Origin of the sequence: Hymenobacter lapidarius (assembly GCF_001816145.1) — a bacterium.
GTDB classification, from domain to species: Bacteria; Bacteroidota; Bacteroidia; order Cytophagales; family Hymenobacteraceae; genus Hymenobacter; species Hymenobacter lapidarius.
Window position 1 is genome coordinate 1 of the sequence record NZ_MDZB01000068.1, and the last position, 18,960, is coordinate 18,960.

Annotated in this window: 16 protein-coding genes; 12 read left to right on the top strand and 4 right to left on the bottom strand. The window is 61.6% G+C overall.

The window, feature by feature from the left end; genetic code table 11:
* On the bottom strand, positions 1-2,325 hold a 2,325-nt coding region (locus BEN47_RS03690; protein WP_125921475.1), incomplete at its 3' end, for a hypothetical protein.
* Positions 2,326-2,605: 280 nt separating this feature from the next.
* On the opposite strand from BEN47_RS03690, the gene BEN47_RS03695 reads away from it, so the two are divergent.
* The 5 genes from BEN47_RS03695 to BEN47_RS03715 all read left to right on the top strand — a co-directional run bounded on the left by BEN47_RS03695 (position 2,606) and on the right by BEN47_RS03715 (position 7,273).
* Positions 2,606-3,361, top strand: a complete 756-nt coding sequence (locus tag BEN47_RS03695) for a succinate dehydrogenase cytochrome b subunit (protein ID WP_083322081.1) — start codon at positions 2,606-2,608, stop codon at positions 3,359-3,361.
* A 102-nt stretch (positions 3,362-3,463) separates the two neighbouring features.
* Positions 3,464-5,398 (top strand): fumarate reductase/succinate dehydrogenase flavoprotein subunit, encoded by a 1,935-nt coding sequence (locus BEN47_RS03700; protein WP_070725250.1) that lies wholly within the window; start codon positions 3,464-3,466, stop codon positions 5,396-5,398.
* 133 nt (positions 5,399-5,531) lie between these two features.
* Positions 5,532-6,287 (top strand): succinate dehydrogenase/fumarate reductase iron-sulfur subunit, encoded by a 756-nt coding sequence (locus tag BEN47_RS03705; RefSeq protein ID WP_070725341.1) that lies wholly within the window; start codon positions 5,532-5,534, stop codon positions 6,285-6,287.
* A 114-nt stretch (positions 6,288-6,401) separates the two neighbouring features.
* Positions 6,402-6,668 carry a hypothetical protein gene (locus BEN47_RS03710; protein WP_070725252.1) on the top strand — a complete coding sequence of 89 codons (267 nt, stop codon included), beginning with the start codon at positions 6,402-6,404 and terminating at the stop codon, positions 6,666-6,668.
* Between the two features lie 77 nt (positions 6,669-6,745).
* The gene (locus BEN47_RS03715) at positions 6,746-7,273 is read left to right on the top strand and encodes an NADPH-dependent FMN reductase (RefSeq protein ID WP_070725254.1); all 528 of its coding nucleotides are present in this window, start codon (positions 6,746-6,748) and stop codon (positions 7,271-7,273) included.
* 40 nt (positions 7,274-7,313) lie between these two features.
* Here BEN47_RS03715 and BEN47_RS03720 read toward each other — a convergent pair whose 3' ends face one another.
* A complete protein-coding gene (locus tag BEN47_RS03720) occupies positions 7,314-7,859 on the bottom strand; it encodes a DUF2062 domain-containing protein (RefSeq protein ID WP_083322082.1) in 546 nt (181 codons plus the stop codon).
* Between the two features lie 90 nt (positions 7,860-7,949).
* On the opposite strand from BEN47_RS03720, the gene BEN47_RS03725 reads away from it, so the two are divergent.
* The 6 genes from BEN47_RS03725 to BEN47_RS03750 all read left to right on the top strand — a co-directional run bounded on the left by BEN47_RS03725 (position 7,950) and on the right by BEN47_RS03750 (position 15,081).
* Complete coding sequence (locus BEN47_RS03725; RefSeq protein ID WP_083322083.1) at positions 7,950-8,900, top strand: YihY/virulence factor BrkB family protein; 951 nt, start codon at positions 7,950-7,952, stop codon at positions 8,898-8,900.
* 90 nt (positions 8,901-8,990) lie between these two features.
* Positions 8,991-10,442, top strand: a complete 1,452-nt coding sequence (locus BEN47_RS03730) for a DEAD/DEAH box helicase (RefSeq protein ID WP_158010829.1) — start codon at positions 8,991-8,993, stop codon at positions 10,440-10,442.
* Positions 10,442-10,795, top strand: a complete 354-nt coding sequence (locus tag BEN47_RS03735) for a low molecular weight protein tyrosine phosphatase family protein (protein ID WP_070725257.1) — start codon at positions 10,442-10,444, stop codon at positions 10,793-10,795. Before BEN47_RS03730 ends, BEN47_RS03735 begins: the two co-directional genes overlap by 1 nt.
* 19 nt (positions 10,796-10,814) lie before the next feature.
* Entirely contained in the window at positions 10,815-12,110 is a 1,296-nt protein-coding gene (locus BEN47_RS03740) for a hypothetical protein (protein WP_070725259.1), read from the top strand.
* A 36-nt stretch (positions 12,111-12,146) separates the two neighbouring features.
* Positions 12,147-13,091 carry a M90 family metallopeptidase gene (locus BEN47_RS03745; protein ID WP_070725262.1) on the top strand — a complete coding sequence of 315 codons (945 nt, stop codon included), beginning with the start codon at positions 12,147-12,149 and terminating at the stop codon, positions 13,089-13,091.
* A 142-nt stretch (positions 13,092-13,233) separates the two neighbouring features.
* Complete coding sequence (locus BEN47_RS03750; protein WP_070725264.1) at positions 13,234-15,081, top strand: M2 family metallopeptidase; 1,848 nt, start codon at positions 13,234-13,236, stop codon at positions 15,079-15,081.
* A gap of 86 nt (positions 15,082-15,167) precedes the next feature.
* On the opposite strand, the gene BEN47_RS03755 is transcribed toward BEN47_RS03750, so the two are convergent.
* Together BEN47_RS03755 and BEN47_RS03760 are read right to left on the bottom strand one after the other, a co-directional pair.
* Complete coding sequence (locus BEN47_RS03755) at positions 15,168-16,721, bottom strand: alpha/beta hydrolase family protein (RefSeq protein WP_083322085.1); 1,554 nt, start codon at positions 16,719-16,721, stop codon at positions 15,168-15,170.
* Positions 16,722-16,792: 71 nt separating this feature from the next.
* Positions 16,793-17,632 (bottom strand): fasciclin domain-containing protein, encoded by an 840-nt coding sequence (locus tag BEN47_RS03760; protein WP_239691494.1) that lies wholly within the window; start codon positions 17,630-17,632, stop codon positions 16,793-16,795.
* Positions 17,633-17,997: 365 nt separating this feature from the next.
* On the opposite strand from BEN47_RS03760, the gene BEN47_RS03765 reads away from it, so the two are divergent.
* Positions 17,998-18,903, top strand: a complete 906-nt coding sequence (locus tag BEN47_RS03765) for a hypothetical protein (protein ID WP_070725269.1) — start codon at positions 17,998-18,000, stop codon at positions 18,901-18,903.
* Positions 18,904-18,960: the final 57 nt, after the last annotated feature.

The window sequence follows — 18,960 nt, forward strand, 5'->3', positions numbered from 1 at the left end:
CGCGGCAATGAGGGCGGCGCACTGCTCCTGGCTCTTGTTGAGCAGGGAGCTGAGGTAGCCGGTGGGCGCGTACTGGCCCTCGGTCCGGACGTAGTAGCAATAGGTCTGGCCCTTCACCAGGGCGGGGTCGTTGTCGAGGTAGGTGCCGCCGGTGGCGCCGGTGGGGGCCGTGTTGAGACGCACGTAGGGCCCCGTGTTGCCGGTGCGACGGAAGATTACGGCCGGCCGGGTCGTGTTGTCCCAAGGCACGTTGTAGGTCCACCGCACGGCTACGGCGGTGGCGGCGGCATTGGCGGGCACGGCCGTGGTCCGAACGCTGCTGGCCGTGGGGGCCGTTTCGCGCACGGGCGGCTGGTTGCTGCCCGTGGGAAAGGTGCGCACAAACTCAATCTTGTAGGTGTACTGCAAATCCTGGGTGTTGATGCCCGTGTCGGTGAAGCAGGTATCGGCCAGCGTGGTGATGGTGGCAATGGTGGTGAAGGCCGTGGGCGCCGGGCCCACCCCGCGCGACAGCACGTAGCTGGGCACGCCGTCGCCGCCAATGGCTTTGGGCCGCGTCCAGCACACCCCAATCTGGCCGGTGGCGGTGCCGGTATTCTCCACGTCCACCTTCACCAAACGGGTAGGCGCGCCGGGAAAAGCCGCGCACGCCTCGGCCGAGGCAATACTGGCCCCAAATGCGGGCCCGGGAAAATCAGCATAGATGCGGTAGCAGTAGTTCTGGCCCCGTTCCAGGCCCAGGTTCTGGCCGCCGGCAGTGGTGTTGCTGTCGGTGAAAGTAATGGCAGTAGCCGGCACCGAGGCCACAAACGTGTAGCCTGCCGAGGCCGGAATACCCGTTTCGCAGGGCCCCGGCACAAAGCCCGACGGATTCACCTTGCGGTATATTAAAATGCGCGACGCGTTGGCGCACTGGTACAGGTTCCAGTCGAGCCGCACGCGGTTGGGGTCGGTGGCCGAAGTACCAATGATGCTGGTGGCGCGCAGGTTCTGCGGCGCGGGCCCTATCACGGTAATGCGCCAGGTTTTCTCGTCGATGAGCGGCGGGTTGGCCGCCGTCACGGGCGAGGGAGTATCCTGGGCCTTGAACACCACGAGGTAGGGCAGCCGGGCCACGTTATTGCACTGCGTCTGCCACACAAAGGTGCCGCGCGCCGTGGGCGGCCCCTTGGCCGTTTGGGTAAACGTGGCGGGCGGAATAATGCCCGAGTAAGCAAACAGGTCAACCGCCGTTTGGGGACTGGTCGGCGACACGCCGTCCACGGCCGACACCTGGCCCGTCACGGTTTCGCCCGCAATCACGCAGATGTCTTCCGGAATGGTGATGGTGGGGCGCAGGTTGCTGGTTGCCGAGACAATAATCTGCATGTCGCGAATCACCTCCCCTATTTTGCGGCGGCCGGCAGGCGTGCGGCGCCACTCCTCCACCACCATGGCCACGTTGTAGAAGCCCACGGCCACCGGCGCATTCCAGGTAATTTGCCCGGTGTTCACGTCCTGCACAAAGATGGCCGGCGCGTCGGGAATGCCGCGAGGCGGCCCCTCGTAAGCCACCTGCACCGGTGGGTTGGCGCCGCCTGTAATCAGCGGGTCGTTAGGATAGCGGAAATTGGTCACCGTTTGGGGCACGGGTAGGTTGTTGCCGGTACCGCCGGTGCCGCCGGCACAAGGCGGTCCCACCGAACCGTCGATGCCGGCCGCTACCTGCTGGCTGGTGCGCAGCCGGAAAGCCAGCGAGTCGCCATCGGCATCAAAAGCCGCGGGGTTGTGCAAAAACACCTGCCGCACACCGGCCTTGTCAACCGCAGGCGCTGTGAGAATGGGCGAGCTGTTGCCGCCCAGCGACGGGTCCAGAGTAAACGTGGTGCTGATGTAGAACGTCTGGGCCAGCGGCCGGTCCATGTTCAGCGCATCATTGCGGTTTTCCCCAATGTAGCTCACCGTGTACTGGCCGGCGGAAGGGTAAATGTGCTCGAAATAATAGACGTTGACACTGGTATCGGTATTGCCCGGAATGGGCCGGCGCCCGCCCTGGCGCGGCACCCCGTCTTTGCAGCTCGAAACCCCATCACCAAAAAATACCGTGGCAAAATCAGCCAGCACCGACGAGCTGTTGTCGGTATAAAGCGTCAGCTTGAAAAATACCCGGCGCGGGTTCCGGCCGCTCACCGGCAGCGTCGTATCGGGCCTTACCCGAATGTCGCCGGCCCGGATGTGCGTGGCCCAGGCCGAAGTGGGGGCCACCGCCATGGCCGCCGCGAGCAGCACCAGCATTAGCGCCCCCCGCACCACGCCACTGACCCGAAATAGAGTAGACTGTATCATACAGAAACAATAACGAGAAAAGGTGGACGGTTGGGCACTGGGCGGCACCAGCCAAAAAACGGCAACAGGCTAACATTGAGCCACCCCAAAGGGTTACCTTATACGCAACGTGCCCGTGCGTGTAAACGATGCGCGCGGCGGATAGATTCATCACGTCGCCCAATGTCCTCCCGGTATGCTTCCGGGCATGAATAAGGGCGGTGCGTTGTTCGGTTAGCGGGTGGAGCCTACCTTTGAGCTCTTTAAACATACCTCTTCACTTCCCCAGTTTGGCTACTTTATGAGTTGGATAACAAAAACTTTAACCAGCAGCATCGGCCGGAAGATAATAATGTCCGTTACGGGACTGTTTCTGTGCACGTTCCTGGTAGTTCACCTAGTCGGCAACCTGCAGTTATTCAAGCACGACGGTGGCGCGGCCTTCAATGCGTATTCCCATTTCATGGGCACCAACCCCATCATTCGCACCATTGAGTGGGGCTTGGTATTGGGCTTCGGCTTCCACATTTACGAGGCCTTTGCCCTCACGCGCCGCAACAAGGCCGCCCGCGGCCACGGCTACGCGCAGTGGAAAGCCGAGCAGAACAGCGAGTGGACTTCCCGCAACATGGGCATCTTGGGCACCATCATCCTGATTTTCCTGATTGTTCACCTCTACAACTTCTTCTGGCGCGCCCGCTTTGCCGGCGACCTGCCCAAAATGGGCGGGGCCGACTTGGAGATGGCCGACTACGACAACCTGTATTTGGCGGTGGTCTCGTCGTTCCAGCTCTGGTGGTACGTGCTGCTCTACGTAGCCGCGCAAATCAGCCTGGGCTACCACCTCTGGCACGGTTTCCGGTCAGGTTTCCAGACCCTGGGCCTGAACCACCGCAAGTACATGCCGCTCATTAAGTACGCCGGCTACGTCTTCGCCGTGGTGGTATCGGCGGGCTTTGCCTCCATGCCGCTGTACTTCTTCCTGTTCACCAACGAGCGGGGCGACGTAGTTTCGAACGTTCCGGCGTTCATCCAGTCCGTGGCTTCGGCCTTCTAAAAAAGTTTGGATTAAACGCCGTAGAATAATTGCCCGGGCGGCAACACCAGCGGCTCTCAGTTGTTCTATAGGTCAGTAGTCACTCCTTCACTCCGTTTCTCTATGCTGTTGGATTCCAAAATCCCCGAAGGCCCCCTTGCCGAAAAATGGGAAAAGCACAAGTTCAACGTCAAGCTTGTGAACCCCGCCAACAAGCGGAAATACGACGTGATTGTGGTCGGCACCGGCCTGGCCGGCTCGTCGGCGGCTGCCTCGCTGGCAGAACTGGGCTATAACGTAAAAGCCTTCACCTACCACGATTCGCCCCGCCGCGCGCACTCCATCGCCGCGCAGGGTGGCATCAATGCAGCCAAAAACTACCAGAACGACGGCGACTCCGTGTTCCGCCTGTTCTACGACACCGTGAAAGGTGGTGACTACCGCGCCCGCGAAGCCAACGTGTACCGCCTCGCCCAGGTATCGGTCAACATCATCGACCAGTGCGTGGCCCAGGGCGTGCCCTTCGCCCGCGAATACGGCGGCCTGCTGGCCAACCGCTCCTTTGGTGGTGCCCAGGTAAGCCGCACGTTCTACGCCCGCGGCCAGACCGGCCAGCAGCTGCTGCTCGGTGCCTACTCGGCCTTGAGCCGGCAGGTAGCCTACGGCAAGGTGAAGCTCTACACCCGTTCCGAAATGCTGGACTTGGTGACGGTAGACGGTCAGGCCCGCGGCATCGTGACGCGCCACCTGATTACCGGCGAGATTGAGACGCACGCGGCTCACGCAGTAGTGTTGGCTACCGGCGGCTACGGTAACGTGTTTTACCTGAGCACCAACGCCAAGTACTGCAACACTACGGCAGCGTGGCGCGCTCACAAGAAGGGCGCTTACTTCGCTAACCCCTGCTTTACCCAGATTCACCCCACCTGCATTCCCGTGAGCGGCGACTACCAGTCGAAACTGACGCTGATGTCGGAGTCGCTCCGCAACGACGGCCGCGTGTGGGTGCCCAAAACCGTGGAAACGGCCGAGCGCCTGCGCAAAGGCGAGATTAAAGCAACGGACATTGCCGAAGGCGACCGGGATTATTTCCTGGAGCGCAAGTACCCGGCCTTCGGTAACCTGGTGCCTCGTGACGTGGCCTCGCGCAACGCCAAGCAGATGTGCGACGAAGGCCGTGGCGTCGGAACCACTGGCCTGGCCGTGTATCTCGACTTTGCCGAAATTATTCAGCGCATCGGGGCCGACGGCGTAAGCCAGAAGTACGGCAATCTGTTTGCCATGTACGAGAAAATCACCGATGAAGACCCCTACAAGCTGCCCATGCGCATATACCCTGCGGTGCACTACACCATGGGTGGTCTCTGGGTGGACTACAACCTGCAAACTACCATTCCCGGCCTTTACGCCACCGGTGAGTGCAATTTCTCGGACCACGGCGCCAACCGCCTCGGCGCTTCGGCCCTGATGCAGGGCTTGGCCGACGGCTATTTTGTGATTCCTTACACCATTGGCGACTACCTGGCGGCGACGGCTCCCAAGCCGGTTGACACCCAGCACCCGGCCTTTGCCGAAGCCAAAGCCGGGGTACAAGCCCGTACGGAGCAGCTGCTGGCCATCAAAGGCACCCGCACCCCCGACCAGTTTCACAAGGCCCTGGGCCACGTGATGTGGGAGTACTGCGGCATGGCGCGCAACGCCGAAGGCCTGCGCTTTGCCAAAACCGAGATTCAGCGCTTGCGCAAAGAGTTCTGGAGCGATGTGCGCGTGGCGGGCACCGGCGAAGAACTCAACCAAACCCTGGAAAAAGCCGGCCGCGTGGCCGACTTCATCGAACTGGGTGAGCTGATGATTGACGACGCCTTGGCCCGCAACGAAAGCTGCGGCGGTCACTTCCGCGAAGAGTACCAGACGCCGGAGGGCGAAGCTCTGCGCGACGACGAAAACTTCGCCTACGTAGCGGCTTGGGAATATCAGGGTGAGAACCAGCCTGAGAAACTCAATAAGGAAGAATTGACGTTTGAAAACGTGAAGCTGACCCAGCGCAGCTACAAATAAGCTGCAAGCCATAAGCCGCAAGCTACAAGCGTTGTTTCAGTAATATTAATTTCTAAATTAAAAGCTTGCAGCTTGTGGCTGACAGCTTGAAGCTCATAAAAACATGGCCGGCTCCAATCCCAACGCCAAACCGATGAACCTGACCCTGAATGTGTGGCGGCAGCCCAACCGCACCACCGAGGGGAAAATAGTGGAGTACAAGGTGAAGGATATTTCGCCCGAAATGTCCTTCCTGGAAATGCTCGACGTGCTGAACGAAGACCTGCTGCACGCCGGCCAGGACCCGGTGGCTTTCGACCACGACTGCCGCGAGGGCATCTGTGGCTCGTGCGACTTGTTCATCAACGGGCGCAGCCACGGCCCCGAAAAGGGTACCACCACCTGCCAGTTGCACATGCGCAAGTTCTCGGATGGCGACACCATCACCATCGAGCCCTGGCGTGCCAATGCCTTCCCGGTGAACAAGGACCTAAGCGTGGACCGCTCGGCGTTTGACCGCATCATTCAGGCCGGTGGCTACGTGAGTGTGAACACCGGCGGTGTGCCCGACGGCAACGAAATTGCTATTCCTAAAGACATTGCAGACCGCGCTTTTGAAGCTGCTACCTGCATTGCCTGCGGTGCCTGCGTGGCCGCCTGTAAGAATGCCTCGGCAATGCTCTTCGTTTCGGCCAAGGTGTCGCAGCTGGCGCTGTTGCCACAGGGCAAGCCCGAGCGCAAAACCCGGGTTGAGAACATGATTGCGCAGATGGACAAGGAAGGCTTTGGCGCCTGCTCCAACATCGGCTCCTGCGCCGCCGAATGCCCCGTTGGCATTTCGTTGGAAAACATTGCCATCCTGAACCGGGAGTACATCTCGGCCAAGGCTACTTCGAATAACCTGGCCTAGAAACCCGGTATTCGGCTACCCGAAAGCGCGACGGTTCTCCGTCGCGCTTTTTTTGTTCCACTGCCTCACCATTGGCCACCCCTGAGGTTAGGATGGGCCGGGCTTAGGTGCCAGATGTTCACCCAGTTCTTTAGTGAGTACGGGGCTGTTTCTGAGCGTGCAGTTTTTTTTGGCGCCCGGCGTACTACCGAGGCCAACCGGGGCGGTATTTTTGGGCTGAACCAGTCTTTTCAGGCCTGGGCCAGCTTTGCCACGGCGGTGGTTTTCGGGGCGCTTTCGGGGCTGGATTTGCGGCTGCCCTGGGCGTGGTTTGCGCTGTGTTTGGCGGCGGTGGCGTGGCTGGTGGCCCGCCCGGAGCCCGCCGAAATGGCCGCGGAATAGCCCCTTTGGCGGCTGGCCCGTAAACTTCACCCGTTGTTTGCTGTTGTCTGCTTGCTTCTTACAATTATTGCTCTGTTTTGATAACCCTCCTCGTCGGCACTAACCGGCCCAATTCCCGCGCCCGGCGCGTTGCGACCTACTACACCCGCCTGCTAACTACCCTTGATGCCGAAAGCCAGATTCTGGACCTGGCCGAGTTGCCGGCTGACTTTATTGCGTCGGCCCTGTACGAGAACGCCGGTACCAATCCGGCGTTCAACAAACTGGCGGGCTTGCTGGATGCCGGCGATAAGCTGGTTATCATCACCCCCGAATACAACGCGTCCTTCCCCGGCGTGCTCAAGGCGTTTATTGACGGCTTGCCGTACCCCGGCGGAATCAGAGGTAAAAAAGCTGCCCTGATAGGACTGAGCAGCGGCGGCCAGGGTGGTCTGCTCGCCATGACGCACCTGTCTGATATTCTGATGTACCTGGGCACAACCGTGCTGCCCCAGCGCGTGCGTCTGCCCTTTATCGACCAGGATTTGAACGCGGAAGACGGGCTCAATCACGACCTTTCGGAGCTGTTGCTGCGTGAGCAGGCGGAGGCGCTGCTGGCACTTTAGGCAGCCGCGTTTCCATCCGGCAGCCGTTCCGAACTATCGGTTATTGGCTTTGCTGGCGCAAAGCCCTGCGTTTGGCCATCCGTCGAAATGCCGGGCGCAGCGAGAAATACAGAATGGCTACCACCGGAATCGAGCCGAGCAGCCAGATAACCATGGCGCCTACCTCGGCGCGCCACAGCAACTGCAGGGCCCCGCGCCAGTCGTTGGCAAACAGGTACCGGATGTGCTCCAGGGTCAGCTCGTTTTCCTGGGTGTTGCCCATCAGCCGGGCGCCTTGGCGCAGCAGCGGAATAATGATGAGCAGCTGCAGAGGCGTCATGAGGTGGCTGATGAGCTGCAGGGCGGCCACGTTCAGGCGCAGGCGCAGGGCCGCCAGCGTGGCCACCGTGGTGATGGCCCCCATCAGCGGAATGGCCCCGATGACCACGCCCAGCGCCACGGTCAGGGCCAGCTGCTCGGGCGAGAGGCCCTGGCGCAGCACGTTTAGCAGGGGGGCCAGCACGCGCCGGCGCCACCAGCTGGCAGGCGACGCGGGTGCTGCTACTTCAGGAGTTTCCGAAACGGGCGGGATGGCGGGACTGGGCATTGGAGGGCCGGAGCCGGGGCCCCTATCTTCGCCAGACGCGGCCCGCCCACAGCACAACGCTACTGGCAGCCGCTCCGGCTTTTCTTGCTGATGACAAAAGTAACCCCGCCCGCTGAGTTGCCCGGACCCTGGTGGCGCGAGCTCCCCATTTTGCTGCACCGCGCCGGCCGCGAGCTGGGCGCCAACGACCCGCTCCGACTGGGTGCGGCCACCGCGTTTTTCACATCGTTCGCGCTGCCGCCCATCCTCATCATCCTCATTCAGGTGCTCAGCTCGCTTTACCCGGCCTCGCTGGTGCGCATGATGCTGCTGGCCAAAATCGGGGATTTGCTAGGGGCGTCGGCGGCCGGGCTAGTGGCCCAGATAGTGCAGAACGTGGCCGACCCGGAGCGCAGCCGCCTGGTGACGTGGGTGGGGTTTGCGTTTCTGCTTTTTGTGGCTACTACGCTGTTCACCGTCATTCAGCACTCCCTCAACCAGCTCTGGCAGATTCGGCCGCGACGCGGCGCCGGCAAAGTATCGCAGGCGCTGGCGGAACGAGTGCGGTCGGGCGGCATTCTGGTGGCTACGGCGCTGCTGTCCCTCATTGCCTTTGCGGCCGATGCGGCCCTGGGGCTGTTCGCCACCGCCGTGCGGGACTTCGACGCCACGTTTGTGTACTACTTGGTCCGGGCCATCAATGCCACCATAGGCTGGGCCATTCTGGCGGTGTGGTTTGGCGTCACGTTTCGCACGCTGAGTTTGGCCAAGGTGCCGTGGCGGGCCGTCACGCGCGGGGCGGCGCTCACGGCGCTGCTCATCAGCCTGGGCGAGGTGGTGCTGGGCCAGCTGCTGGTGGCGCGGGATTTGGGACCGGTATACGGGCCGGCCTCGAGCTTGGTGCTGGTGCTGCTCTTTGTGTTTTACTCGGCCATGATATTCTACTTTGGGGCGGCTTTCACCAAGGCCTACGCCCACCGCATCGGACTGGATATTTTGCCCAAAAAGACTGCCGTGCGCTACCGCCTGGTGAACGTGGCTGAAGGGGAAGAAGGGTATTAGGAAACGTAAGTTGCGGATTCCTTGGGCTGGCGCGCGTCTGCGGCAAGTTGCCGCTTGGCCTGCCCTTTCTGCATCCGTTACCTTTGTGCGGTGCAAACTCCCGATTCCCCCGCCGCTGGCGCTGGCGCCCAAGGCCCCGCCGCTGCCAAAGCCGACCTCCAATTTTCTGATTTCGCCCTCTCGCCCGCCCTGCTGGCCGGGGTGGCCGAGCTAAATTTCACCCAGCCCACGGCGGTACAGCAGCTGGTGCTGGCCCCCGCCCTCGAAGGCCAGGACGTGGCCGGCCAGGCACCTACGGGCTCGGGCAAAACTGCCGCTTACGGCCTCGCGGTGCTGCAGCAGGTAGACCCAACCTCGGCTACGGTGCAGGCCATTGTGCTGGTGCCTGCCCGCGAGCTGGTGCTGCAGGTGCGCGACGCGCTCCAGCGCCTGGGCAAGCATGTGCCCAACCTGCGCGTGGCCGGCTACTACGGCGGCCACGCCATGCGCGACGAGGTGAAGGGCCTCCAGCAAACCCCACAAGTAGTAGTGGCCACGCCCGGCCGCATGCTCGACCACCTGGAGCGCCGCACCATTATCCCCAACCGCCTCAAAGTGCTGGTGCTGGACGAAGCCGATAAGCTGTTGGAGCTAGGTTTTCAGGAAGAAATGGCCACCATCATCAGTCGCCTGCCGGTGCGCCGGCAAACGCTGCTGTTCTCGGCCACCATGCCCGACAAGGTGCTGACGCTGGTGCGCGAGTACCTCACCAAGCCCCGCGTGATGAACGTGGGCGGCTCCAATGCCACCACTCTGCCCGAGAGCCTGGTGCTGCGCGGCCACGTGGTGAACGCCGCCGACCAGAAGCCGGCCGCCCTGTTCCACCTCATCACCCGGCCCGACGCGGGCCGCTCGCTGGTATTTGCCAACACCCGCGACCGGGTAGAGGAACTGACCCGCTTCCTGAAAGGCCGGGGCCTGGCCGCGGAGGCGCTGCACGGTAAAATGCTGCAGCCAGAGCGCGATAAATCCATGATGAAGCTGCGCAACGGCTCGGCTACCGTGCTGGTGGCCACCGACGTAGCCGCCCGCGGCCTCGACGTGAACGAGCTCGACACGGTGGTGCAGTTCGACCCGCCCCACGAGGCCGAGACCTTCCAGCACCGCGCCGGCCGCACCGCCCGGGCGGGCGCCGTGGGCACGGCCCACTTGCTGGTGACGCCCTACGAGCAGCAGAAAATCCAGAACTGGCCCTCGGCTGCCTCGGTGCAGTGGGCCGGCATCCGACCGCCTGCCTTGCCCACCGCCCTGCCCAAGCCGCCGCGCCCAAGCACGGTGACGCTGCATATTTCGGCGGGCAAGCGCGAGAAAATCAGCGCCGGCGACCTGGTGGGCGCCTTTGTGAGCGTGGGTGGCCTGGAACGCGACTCCGTGGGCCGCATCGAAGTATTCGACCACTACAGCTTCGTGGCCGTGCCCGAGGCGGTGGCCGAAGAAGTACTGGAGAAGATGCAGGGCGCGAAAGTGAAGGGCAAAAAAGTAAAAGTGGCCCTGGTGCGCTAGTGACCGAAGCCGAGCCGGAACCGCAGAAGCTGTTGTTTATCTGCAGCCAGAATAAGTGGCGCAGCCTCACGGCCGAGCGCCTGTTTGATGACCACCTGCACTACGAAGCGCGCTCGGCCGGTACGGAGCCGGGCGCGCGGGTGCGGGTCACGGCGGGCCACATTGGCTGGGCCGAAATCATCTTTGTGATGGAGCGCCGGCACGCCGATAGAATCCAGGAGAAGTTTGCGGACGCGTTGCGGGGCAAGCCCGTGGTGGTGCTGCGCATTCCGGATAAGTACCAGTTTGGGGATAGCCACCTGGTGGCCTTGCTGCGGCAGAAACTGGTGGAGCATTTGGCGCTACTTTCGTAGTTCTACAAACTCGTTCTTGATGATACCACGCTTACTGCTACTTCTACCATTTCTTTTTTCTTGCTCTTTCGACACCTGCGCCCAGGCCTTCGAGCCCGGCCTGCTGGTGCGCGCCAACGGCGATACGCTGCGAGGCGAAATTGAGAACGGTTTCTGGGTAGAATCGCCCACGTTTATTCGGTATCGTCCCACCCCGGCAAGCCCGGCGGAAATATTTAAACCCCGCCAGCTGCGGGCGGTTAGCTTTACCAATGGCCGCTTCTTCCGCTACGAGGCGCTACCCATTGACTACGCGGCTGACACCCGGCTCGAACGTATCGCAAACCGTAGCCTGCCCGATGTTAGAATTGATTCGCTGCTCGCCGAGGTACTGGTGGAAGGCCCCGCCACCCTGTTGCGGGTAGTGCGCCCCGGCAGCACCCATTACCTGCTCCTGCGTCCAGACCGTGCTACGCTCGATTTGAGTGCGCGGAAATACATGCGCAAGTCTGAAAATGGCACCATGACGGTGGTTGAAGGCAATAATTACCGCGGTCAGCTGAGTGTTTTCTTCAAGGACTGCCCAGTGGCTAGCAGCATTGCCCAAACGGCCGCCTTTACCGCCAACGGATTGGCCACCGTAGCCCAGGCTTATAATGAAACCTGCAGCCCCGGCCGGCAACCGGGTCGCAGCTGGCTTCAGCAGGCGATGCCACGGCGGGCAGTGGCCTGGCAGGGTGGCGTGTTGCTGGGCACGCGCTATAACCGCCTCCGTTATCCTTCGGAACTTGACGGGTCGTGCATCGACTGCCGGGTGCGCCCATTTGGGGGTTTTTACATGGAAATTCTGCAGCCCGGCCGCGCCTTCGCTTTTTACAGTGAGCTTAGCTTGAGCACTTTTCGAAGCAGGGAGCTGGTATTATCGCCCTCCGGCACCGCTGGAATTACCGACTACAACGGCTGGCTGGGCACTGCACGACTTGGTCTGCGCTATTTCTTTTTGCTGCCGCAGGAGCAGCAATTGCTTGTTGGCCTGGGTTACGAGCTTAATACGGCGTGGGTGCCGGGCCGCACGAACGCCAGGGTGCAGGTGCTCCTGCGTCCCGACCAGGATGTCTTTGGAGTACCAGTAATTACACCCAATTTAAGCGTAGGCTGGCGCAGCCAACGCATTACCCTAAGCCTCGACGGCCAGATGTACTCCGGTGTAGAAAACCGTTTCTCAAAATACTTAGGCAATTTTGTCAGCTCCAATTTTGCGGTCCGGCTGAGTGCCGGCTATCGGCTGGGCCGCAACCCGGACGTGACTAAACCGAAGGCACCTGTCCGGCCCTGAGCCAACTTCTGGCCCCTAGGACCGTTTAACCGGCGCATGCCTTACATCATTTCCCTGGCCGTGCTGGCCGCCATCTTCTACCTTTTTTACCGCTACGCCACTGCCGATTCCCGCCAGCGCACGGTTGCTTTGGCCGAAGATTTCCCAGATGCCTGGCGGCAGATTCTATCTGGGCGAGTAGCATTCTACCTCTCGCTGACTAATAGCGAGAAGGTCCGGTTTGAGAAGCAGGTGCAGGTGTTTCTGGCCAGTACGCGCATTACCGGCGTGCAAACTGCAGTGGACGACACCACGCGCCTGCTGGTGGCCGCTTCGGCCCTCATTCCGGTGTTTGGCTTTCCCGATTGGGAGTACCGGAATTTGGGCGAGGTCCTCATTTTGCCCGATGCCTGGAAGCTGGAAGGTAATCCTGACAAGGAAGTGAAGCCGCTGGAAGGCACGCTATTGGGTTCAGTGCAGAATTTCCAGAATCAGCACTACATGCGGCTATCGAAGGCTTCGCTGGAGCAGGGCTTTCGCGACGGGCTGGACCGCCAGAACGTCGGCATTCACGAGTTTGCGCACATGCTGGACGAGGCCGATGACGTAATCGACGGCGTGCCAAAGGCCGCGCTGCCGCCCGAATTGCTGCAGCCCTGGGCGGCCGTGATGAAGCGCGAAATCGAGGCCATTGAGGCCGGCGAGTCCGAAATCAACCCCTACGCCGCTACCAACGAGGCCGAGTTTTTCGCGGTGGTGACGGAGTACTTTTTCGAAAAGCCCGAAAAGCTGCAGGAAAACCACCCCGAGCTGTACGAGCTGCTGGGCCGGGCTTTCCGCCAAAACCCCAAGAAGCGCTTCCTGCGCTACGCCACCGACCCGCGCGAGTGGCTTAAGACGCTGCGCAGCCGCCGTAAGTTTGGCCGCAACGCCCCCTGCCCCTGCGGCAGCGGCAAGAAGTACAAGGAGTGCCATTTGGACCAGGCAACCCTGTCATCCTGAGCGCAGCGAAGGACCTTGTCGCCGTTGAACGCCCCGTTATGACCTGATGCAACGCTATCAGTCAGCATGAAATGGCTTGGTCGGATGGCCTCTTTCAAAGGCAGGGTCAAGGCAAACGGACGCCAGCGCATTTATTTGCGGAATGAAAACGCCCTTGCTTTCCATTCTCACGGCAGCCTTGCTCGCGGCCTGCGCTCCCACCGCAAAAACGCCTGTGGCCACTGCCCCGGCAGCCACCACGGTACCGGCCGCCCCCGCCCCACCCGACTACCGCGCCCAGGCCGACCAGTTCCTGACCACCTACAACGCCGAATACGTGCGGCTGTACACGGCTTCCAGCGAAGCGGAATGGCGCTCGAACACCCACATTGTACCCGGCGACACGTCCAATGCCGGTGCCACCACCCGCGCCAACCAGCGCATGGCCGCCTTCACGGGCAGCACCGACAACATCCAGAAGCTACGGGAGCTGCTCGAGCACAAGGCCGACCTCTCCGAAATCCAGGTCAAGCAGCTACAAACAGCACTCTATAACGCTGCCAATAACCCCCAAACGGTGGCCGACGTGGTGAAGCGCCGCATCGGCGCCGAAGCGGCTCAGACGGAAAAACTCTACGGTTTTGATTACAAGTACGCCGGAAAGTCGGTAACCACCAACGACCTCGACGAGCTGCTCCGCAACGAGAACAACCCCAAGAAGCGCCAAGCGGTGTGGGAGGCCAGCAAGGCCATTGGCCCCACTCTGAAAGACGGCCTGCTGAACCTGCGCGACCTGCGCAACCAGACCGTGCAGGCCCTGAGCTACCCCGACTACTTCACCTACCAGGCATCGGACTGTGGCCTGAGCCGGGACGAAATGATGGCCCTGGTGCGGAAAATCAACACCGAGCTGCGCCCGCTTTACCGCGAACTGCACACTTACGCCCGCTACGAGCTGGCCCGGAAATACAAGGTGAAGCAGGTGCCCGACTACCTGCCCGCCCACTGGCTGCCCAACCGCTGGGGCCAGGACTGGGGCTCAATGGTGGACGTAAAAGGCTTGAATCTGGACGCGGTGCTGGCCAAAAAAGGAGCCGAGTGGCAGGTGCAGCAGGGCGAGCGGTTCTACCAGAGCCTGGGCTTTCCGGCGTTGCCGGCCTCGTTTTACGAAAAGAGCAGCCTGTACCCGCTGCCTAAGGACGCGGCGTATAAGAAAAACAACCACGCCTCAGCCTGGCATCTCGACCTGAACAACGACCTGCGCAGCCTGATGAGCGTGGAGGCCAACACCGAATGGTACGAAACCTCGCACCACGAGCTGGGCCACATTTTCTACTACCAGACCTACACCAACCCCGACGTGCCGCCGCTGCTGCGCCAAGGCGCCAACCGCGCTTACCACGAAGCCATTGGTTCGATGATGGGCCTGGCCGCCAAGCAAAAGCCCTTTTTGGCGGGCCTGGGTTTGATTGACCCCAAAGTTAAAACCGATGAAACCCAGCAGCTGCTCAAGGAGGCGCTGAGCTACGTGGTGTTCATCCCCTTCGCCTCCGGCGTGATGAGCGAATGGGAAAACAGCTTTTACGGCGACCAACTGCCCGCCGACCAGCTCAACGCCAAGTGGTGGGCCCTGAGCAAGCAGTACCAGGGCATAGAGCCGCCCACCGCCCGCGGCGAAAACTACCTGGATGCCGCCACCAAAACGCACATCAACGACGACCCCGCGCAGTACTACGACTACGCGCTGAGCTACGTCATCCTGTTCCAGTTGCACGACCACATTGCCAAAAACATTCTCAAGCAGGACCCGCACGCCACCAACTACTACGGCAACAAAGAAGTGGGCGACTTCCTGCGCGACATCATGCGCCCCGGCTCCAGCCGTGACTGGCGCGTGGTACTGAAAGAAAAAACCGGCGAAGACCTATCGGCCCGCGCCATGGTCGACTACTTCCAGCCCCTGATGACGTATCTGAAAGCCCAAAATAAGGGCCGGAAGTACACGATGTAATAACCGGCATTTGGGCCATAAAAGAGGGCGTTCTACTGAGTGGGACGCCCTCTTTTATGGCCCAGATACGCTGTGTAATTGCGTTTTTATTGTACTTCCGTTTGCTGCAGAACCCAGTCGCGTACTGCTTCCAGCATGACGCCGGAAATGACGGGGTCCACGTTGGCGTTGGCGTTTGGTAGCATTTCCGCCGCTGGCTTTTGGAACCAGTGGTTCACGCTGGACAAGCGGCGGGCCACGACCTGCTTGTTTGTTTTCAAGCCTTTTTCGAGGGCGCTCAGGTTGGCCACGGCGTTGACCTCCGGGTCGTCGGTTCCGTTGAGGAGCAGCACGGGGCACTGCACCTCGGCCAGAGCAGCCTGGGGGTCAAACCGGAGGTAGTCGCGCGACCACGGCGTGGTGAGCTCGGTGGCGCGGGTGCGGGCAATGGCGGGGTCCTGGTTTGGGTAGCGCTGACGCAACATGTTCACCACAATGGCCTGCGCCTGGTCATTGTTGGCCGTTTGCCGCACTATCTCCAGCATGTTCCGCCGGAACTTAAGCGTGGCGGCCTGCTGCTTGCGCTCCTCGTTCTTGAATTTGAGGCGCTGCTGGGTGATGTAGGTTTCCACCTGCGCGGCGTTGGAGCCACTGGTGCGGAGCTTGGCGGCTTTGTCGAGCACCTCGGCCCAGGCCTGGCGCCGCGCTGCGCCGGCCCGGGCGGTATCGGCGGGGCTGGCTTCGGGCTCGGGTTGGCTGGCCAGCAGGTCCATCCCCGGCAGGCCCGAAGCGGCCAGGGTTATCACATAGCTGGGCGGCACGGGCCGCGCAGCGGCCAGCAAGGCAATGTTGCCGCCTTCCCCGTGCCCAATCAGGCCCGTGCGGGCCGGGTCGATGTTAGGGCGCACTCGCAAAAAGGTGAGGGCGGCCTGGGCGTCACGCAGCAGGTCGGCGGAGGTGGCCAGGCTGGCATCGCCGCTGGACTGGCCCACGCCCCGGTCGTCGAGGCGCAGCACGGCAATGCCTTGGCGCGCCAGCACCTGCGACATGTCTCCGAAAAACCGGTAGTTTCCCACGCGGGCGTCGCGGTCGTGCCGGCCCATATCGGAAAGCAGCAGCACCGCTGGAAACGGCCCGACGCCATCCGGAATGCTAAGGGAGCCCGCCAGCTGCACATCGCCCGGCTGGCTGGTTATTTTCACCTGTTCGGTGTGGTAGGTGGTGGCGGCCAGGGCCGGCTTGCTGGCGGCAAACGTGGCCGGGGCCTCTCCCACCACCCGGCTCAGCCGCAGCGGCACCCGCAGCCCGGGCTGTGCCCAGGTACCGCGCAGCTCCTGCCCGTCTGGGGTGGGCAGGCACACAAACCGACAATCAGAAGCGGCCGAAAAAAACACCACGCTGTCGCCCCGAAACGTGACCGACGCCGGGATGCGGTTCAGGCGCTTCGCCGATAAGTCCAGGGTAGCCAGCAGCTTATTAGCCCCTGGCCGAATGATAGTAATCTGAATGGGCAGGCTGCCACCGGGAATAGCCAAAGGCCCTTTCCAGACGCCGGCCAGCTCCGGGCCATTCACCGGGGCTGTCTGCCCCACGGCATCGACGGCCAGCAGCCAACTGCCCAACGCCCACACCCCCAGAATACCGAAGCCACGTTGTAGCATAACGCTTTACTAAAATGCCCCACCGATTTGTGGGAAACATTTCTATTCATAAATAACAACCCCAGCCTGCACTAGGGCAGCAGCACGCGGTCGATGACGTGCACCACGCCGTTGGTGCACTGCACGTCGGGAATCACCATGTTGGCCACGGCCGTCCCGTTGCCGGCCCCTTTCACGGTGAGCACGCCGTTGTTGAAAGCCCCGAACGCTACGGGGTCGCCGCCGGCCGAGGCCACCGTGCTCCCGTTGGGCAGCTCCGAGGTGAACTTGCCACCCTGCGCGCCGCCCACCACGTGGTTGAGCAGCACTTTGGTCACCGTGGCCACGGGCAGCTTGCGGATGTCGCTGGGCTGGTTGAGGGGCACGCCCAGCAGCACGCCCAGGTCCTTGAAGGCCTGGTTGGTGGGGGCAAATACGGTGAGGGGCGCGCTGCCCGGCGAGCCCGTGAGGGCGCCCGTCAGGTTGGCGTATATCACCGCCTCTACCAGGAAGGTCAGCTCAGGCTTCACGAATACCTTGGCGCTCTGCAGGGCCAGGGCCGAATTCAGCACATCGGCGCCGGTAGCGAGCAGCACCTTGTCGATGGGGTGAATGAGGCCGTTGGCGGCGCGCACGTCGGTAGCCAGAATCTTGGAGCCGTTGACGTACAGGGTGCCATCGGCCCGGCGAATGATGCGCCGCTGCGGCCCCAACGCCGAGGGCGAGGACGTGCCGGACGCGAGGCCACTGCTGGGCAGCGAACCACTGAAGACATGGTACAACAAGGTGTTGCGCAGAAACGGCTGCTGCAACGCGGTCAGGTCCTGCGCGGTGTTCAGGCCCAGGCGCGCGAACGCCTCGTTGGTGGGCGCAAACACAGTGTAGTTGCCTTGGGGGTCGTTCGGGTTTTTGTTGCCGAGCAGCACGGCCACGTCCCCGCGCAAAGCAGCATCTTCCAGGGTTTGAAAATCGGGGTTGCTGACCGCAATATTTGTGATAGACGGGTCAACTTTTTCATTTTTTGCGCAGCCTCCCAGTACGAGTAAGCTCAACGCTAATGCGGCAGACAATTGGTAATATTTTTTCATCCGGTAAAAAGTTGTGTTTGTCGAGACATTCCATCCATTCGCCTCAAACTCCTGAATACAAACGTGTTTATAGTGCCCCTGGATTGCGCTAAGGTAAATCCGGAAGCCTAATCTCAGCCGTAAATTGCCGGACAAAACACCCGCAGGTATTGCGTTTCGCACTCAATCCGAGTGCCCATAATTGTTACTTTTCTTTTATTCTCTTTTTTATGCAAAAATTTTCCGCACTGCTTTTTGGAACAGTTTTATTGGCGGGTACGGCTTCATCGGTGCAGGCCCAGAGCCTGGTGAGCGGGTTCATGTCGGGCAAGGGCCACGGCTCGGTGGTAGTATCGGGCACCACGGAGCGCTACGAAACGGTGTACCTGGCGCCCGATAAGATTGACGGCGTACCCATTTTTCAGGAAGTGCGCGTCAATTCCGTGAACCTCTACGCTACGTATGGCCTCAGCGACAAGATTGACGCTATTGTGAGCCTGCCCTACATCCAGTCCAAGGGCAAGGCCATGAGCACCGTCATCAACGACCTGGACGCGCTGTACCCCGACGCGGGCTACGCCAACGTGCGGCAGGGCCTGCAGGACATCACGGGCCTGCTCAAGTTCAAGTCCTACAGCCGCGAAATTGGCGGCAGCATCATCGATTTACTGGGCGTGGTGAGCTTCAGCACTCCCATGAGCAACTACCAGACAAACACTGGCTACGGCTACATCATCGCCATTGGCAACCGGGCTACCAAGTACACGGCCTCGGGCGTTACCCACCTTAAAACCAGCTCCGGGGTGTTTGCCACGGGCCAGGTAGGCTACAGCCTGCGCACCGGCCTGGTGCCCAACGCCCTGGTAGGCGAAGCCAAAGTGGGCTACGCCGGCCCCAAGACCTACATCGAAGGCTTCGCCTCGTTTCAGGAATCGAACGGCGGCACCGACATTTCGCAGGAAGGCTTCACTGGCTTTTTCCCCTCCACCCGCGTCAATTTCCTCCGGCTGGGCGCCAGTTTCTACCGCCCCCTGGCCAAAGGCGTGGGCGTGGTGCTGGGCGCCAGCACCTACGTAGCGGGCCGCAACATTGGCAAGTCGACTGGCTATTCGGCAGGCATTTCCTACAACTTTTAAGCCTGATTAATCCACCTGCATCAAGTTGCTTTGTGCTTCTTTAGCACCCCTGGGACA

Excerpts from the sequence above, each read along its gene's own strand:
- BEN47_RS03695 (WP_083322081.1), top strand. The coding sequence starts at position 2,606 with ATGAGTTGGATAACAAAAACTTTAACCAGCAGCATCGGCCGGAAGATA.
- BEN47_RS03700 (WP_070725250.1), top strand. The coding sequence starts at position 3,464 with ATGCTGTTGGATTCCAAAATCCCCGAAGGCCCCCTTGCCGAAAAATGG.
- BEN47_RS03705 (WP_070725341.1), top strand. The coding sequence starts at position 5,532 with ATGAACCTGACCCTGAATGTGTGGCGGCAGCCCAACCGCACCACCGAG.
- BEN47_RS03710 (WP_070725252.1), top strand. The coding sequence starts at position 6,402 with ATGTTCACCCAGTTCTTTAGTGAGTACGGGGCTGTTTCTGAGCGTGCA.
- BEN47_RS03720 (WP_083322082.1), bottom strand. The coding sequence starts at position 7,859 with ATGCCCAGTCCCGCCATCCCGCCCGTTTCGGAAACTCCTGAAGTAGCA.
- BEN47_RS03725 (WP_083322083.1), top strand. The coding sequence starts at position 7,950 with ATGACAAAAGTAACCCCGCCCGCTGAGTTGCCCGGACCCTGGTGGCGC.
- BEN47_RS03740 (WP_070725259.1), top strand. The coding sequence starts at position 10,815 with ATGATACCACGCTTACTGCTACTTCTACCATTTCTTTTTTCTTGCTCT.
- BEN47_RS03745 (WP_070725262.1), top strand. The coding sequence starts at position 12,147 with ATGCCTTACATCATTTCCCTGGCCGTGCTGGCCGCCATCTTCTACCTT.
- BEN47_RS03750 (WP_070725264.1), top strand. The coding sequence starts at position 13,234 with ATGAAAACGCCCTTGCTTTCCATTCTCACGGCAGCCTTGCTCGCGGCC.
- BEN47_RS03755 (WP_083322085.1), bottom strand. The coding sequence starts at position 16,721 with ATGCTACAACGTGGCTTCGGTATTCTGGGGGTGTGGGCGTTGGGCAGT.
- BEN47_RS03765 (WP_070725269.1), top strand. The coding sequence starts at position 17,998 with ATGCAAAAATTTTCCGCACTGCTTTTTGGAACAGTTTTATTGGCGGGT.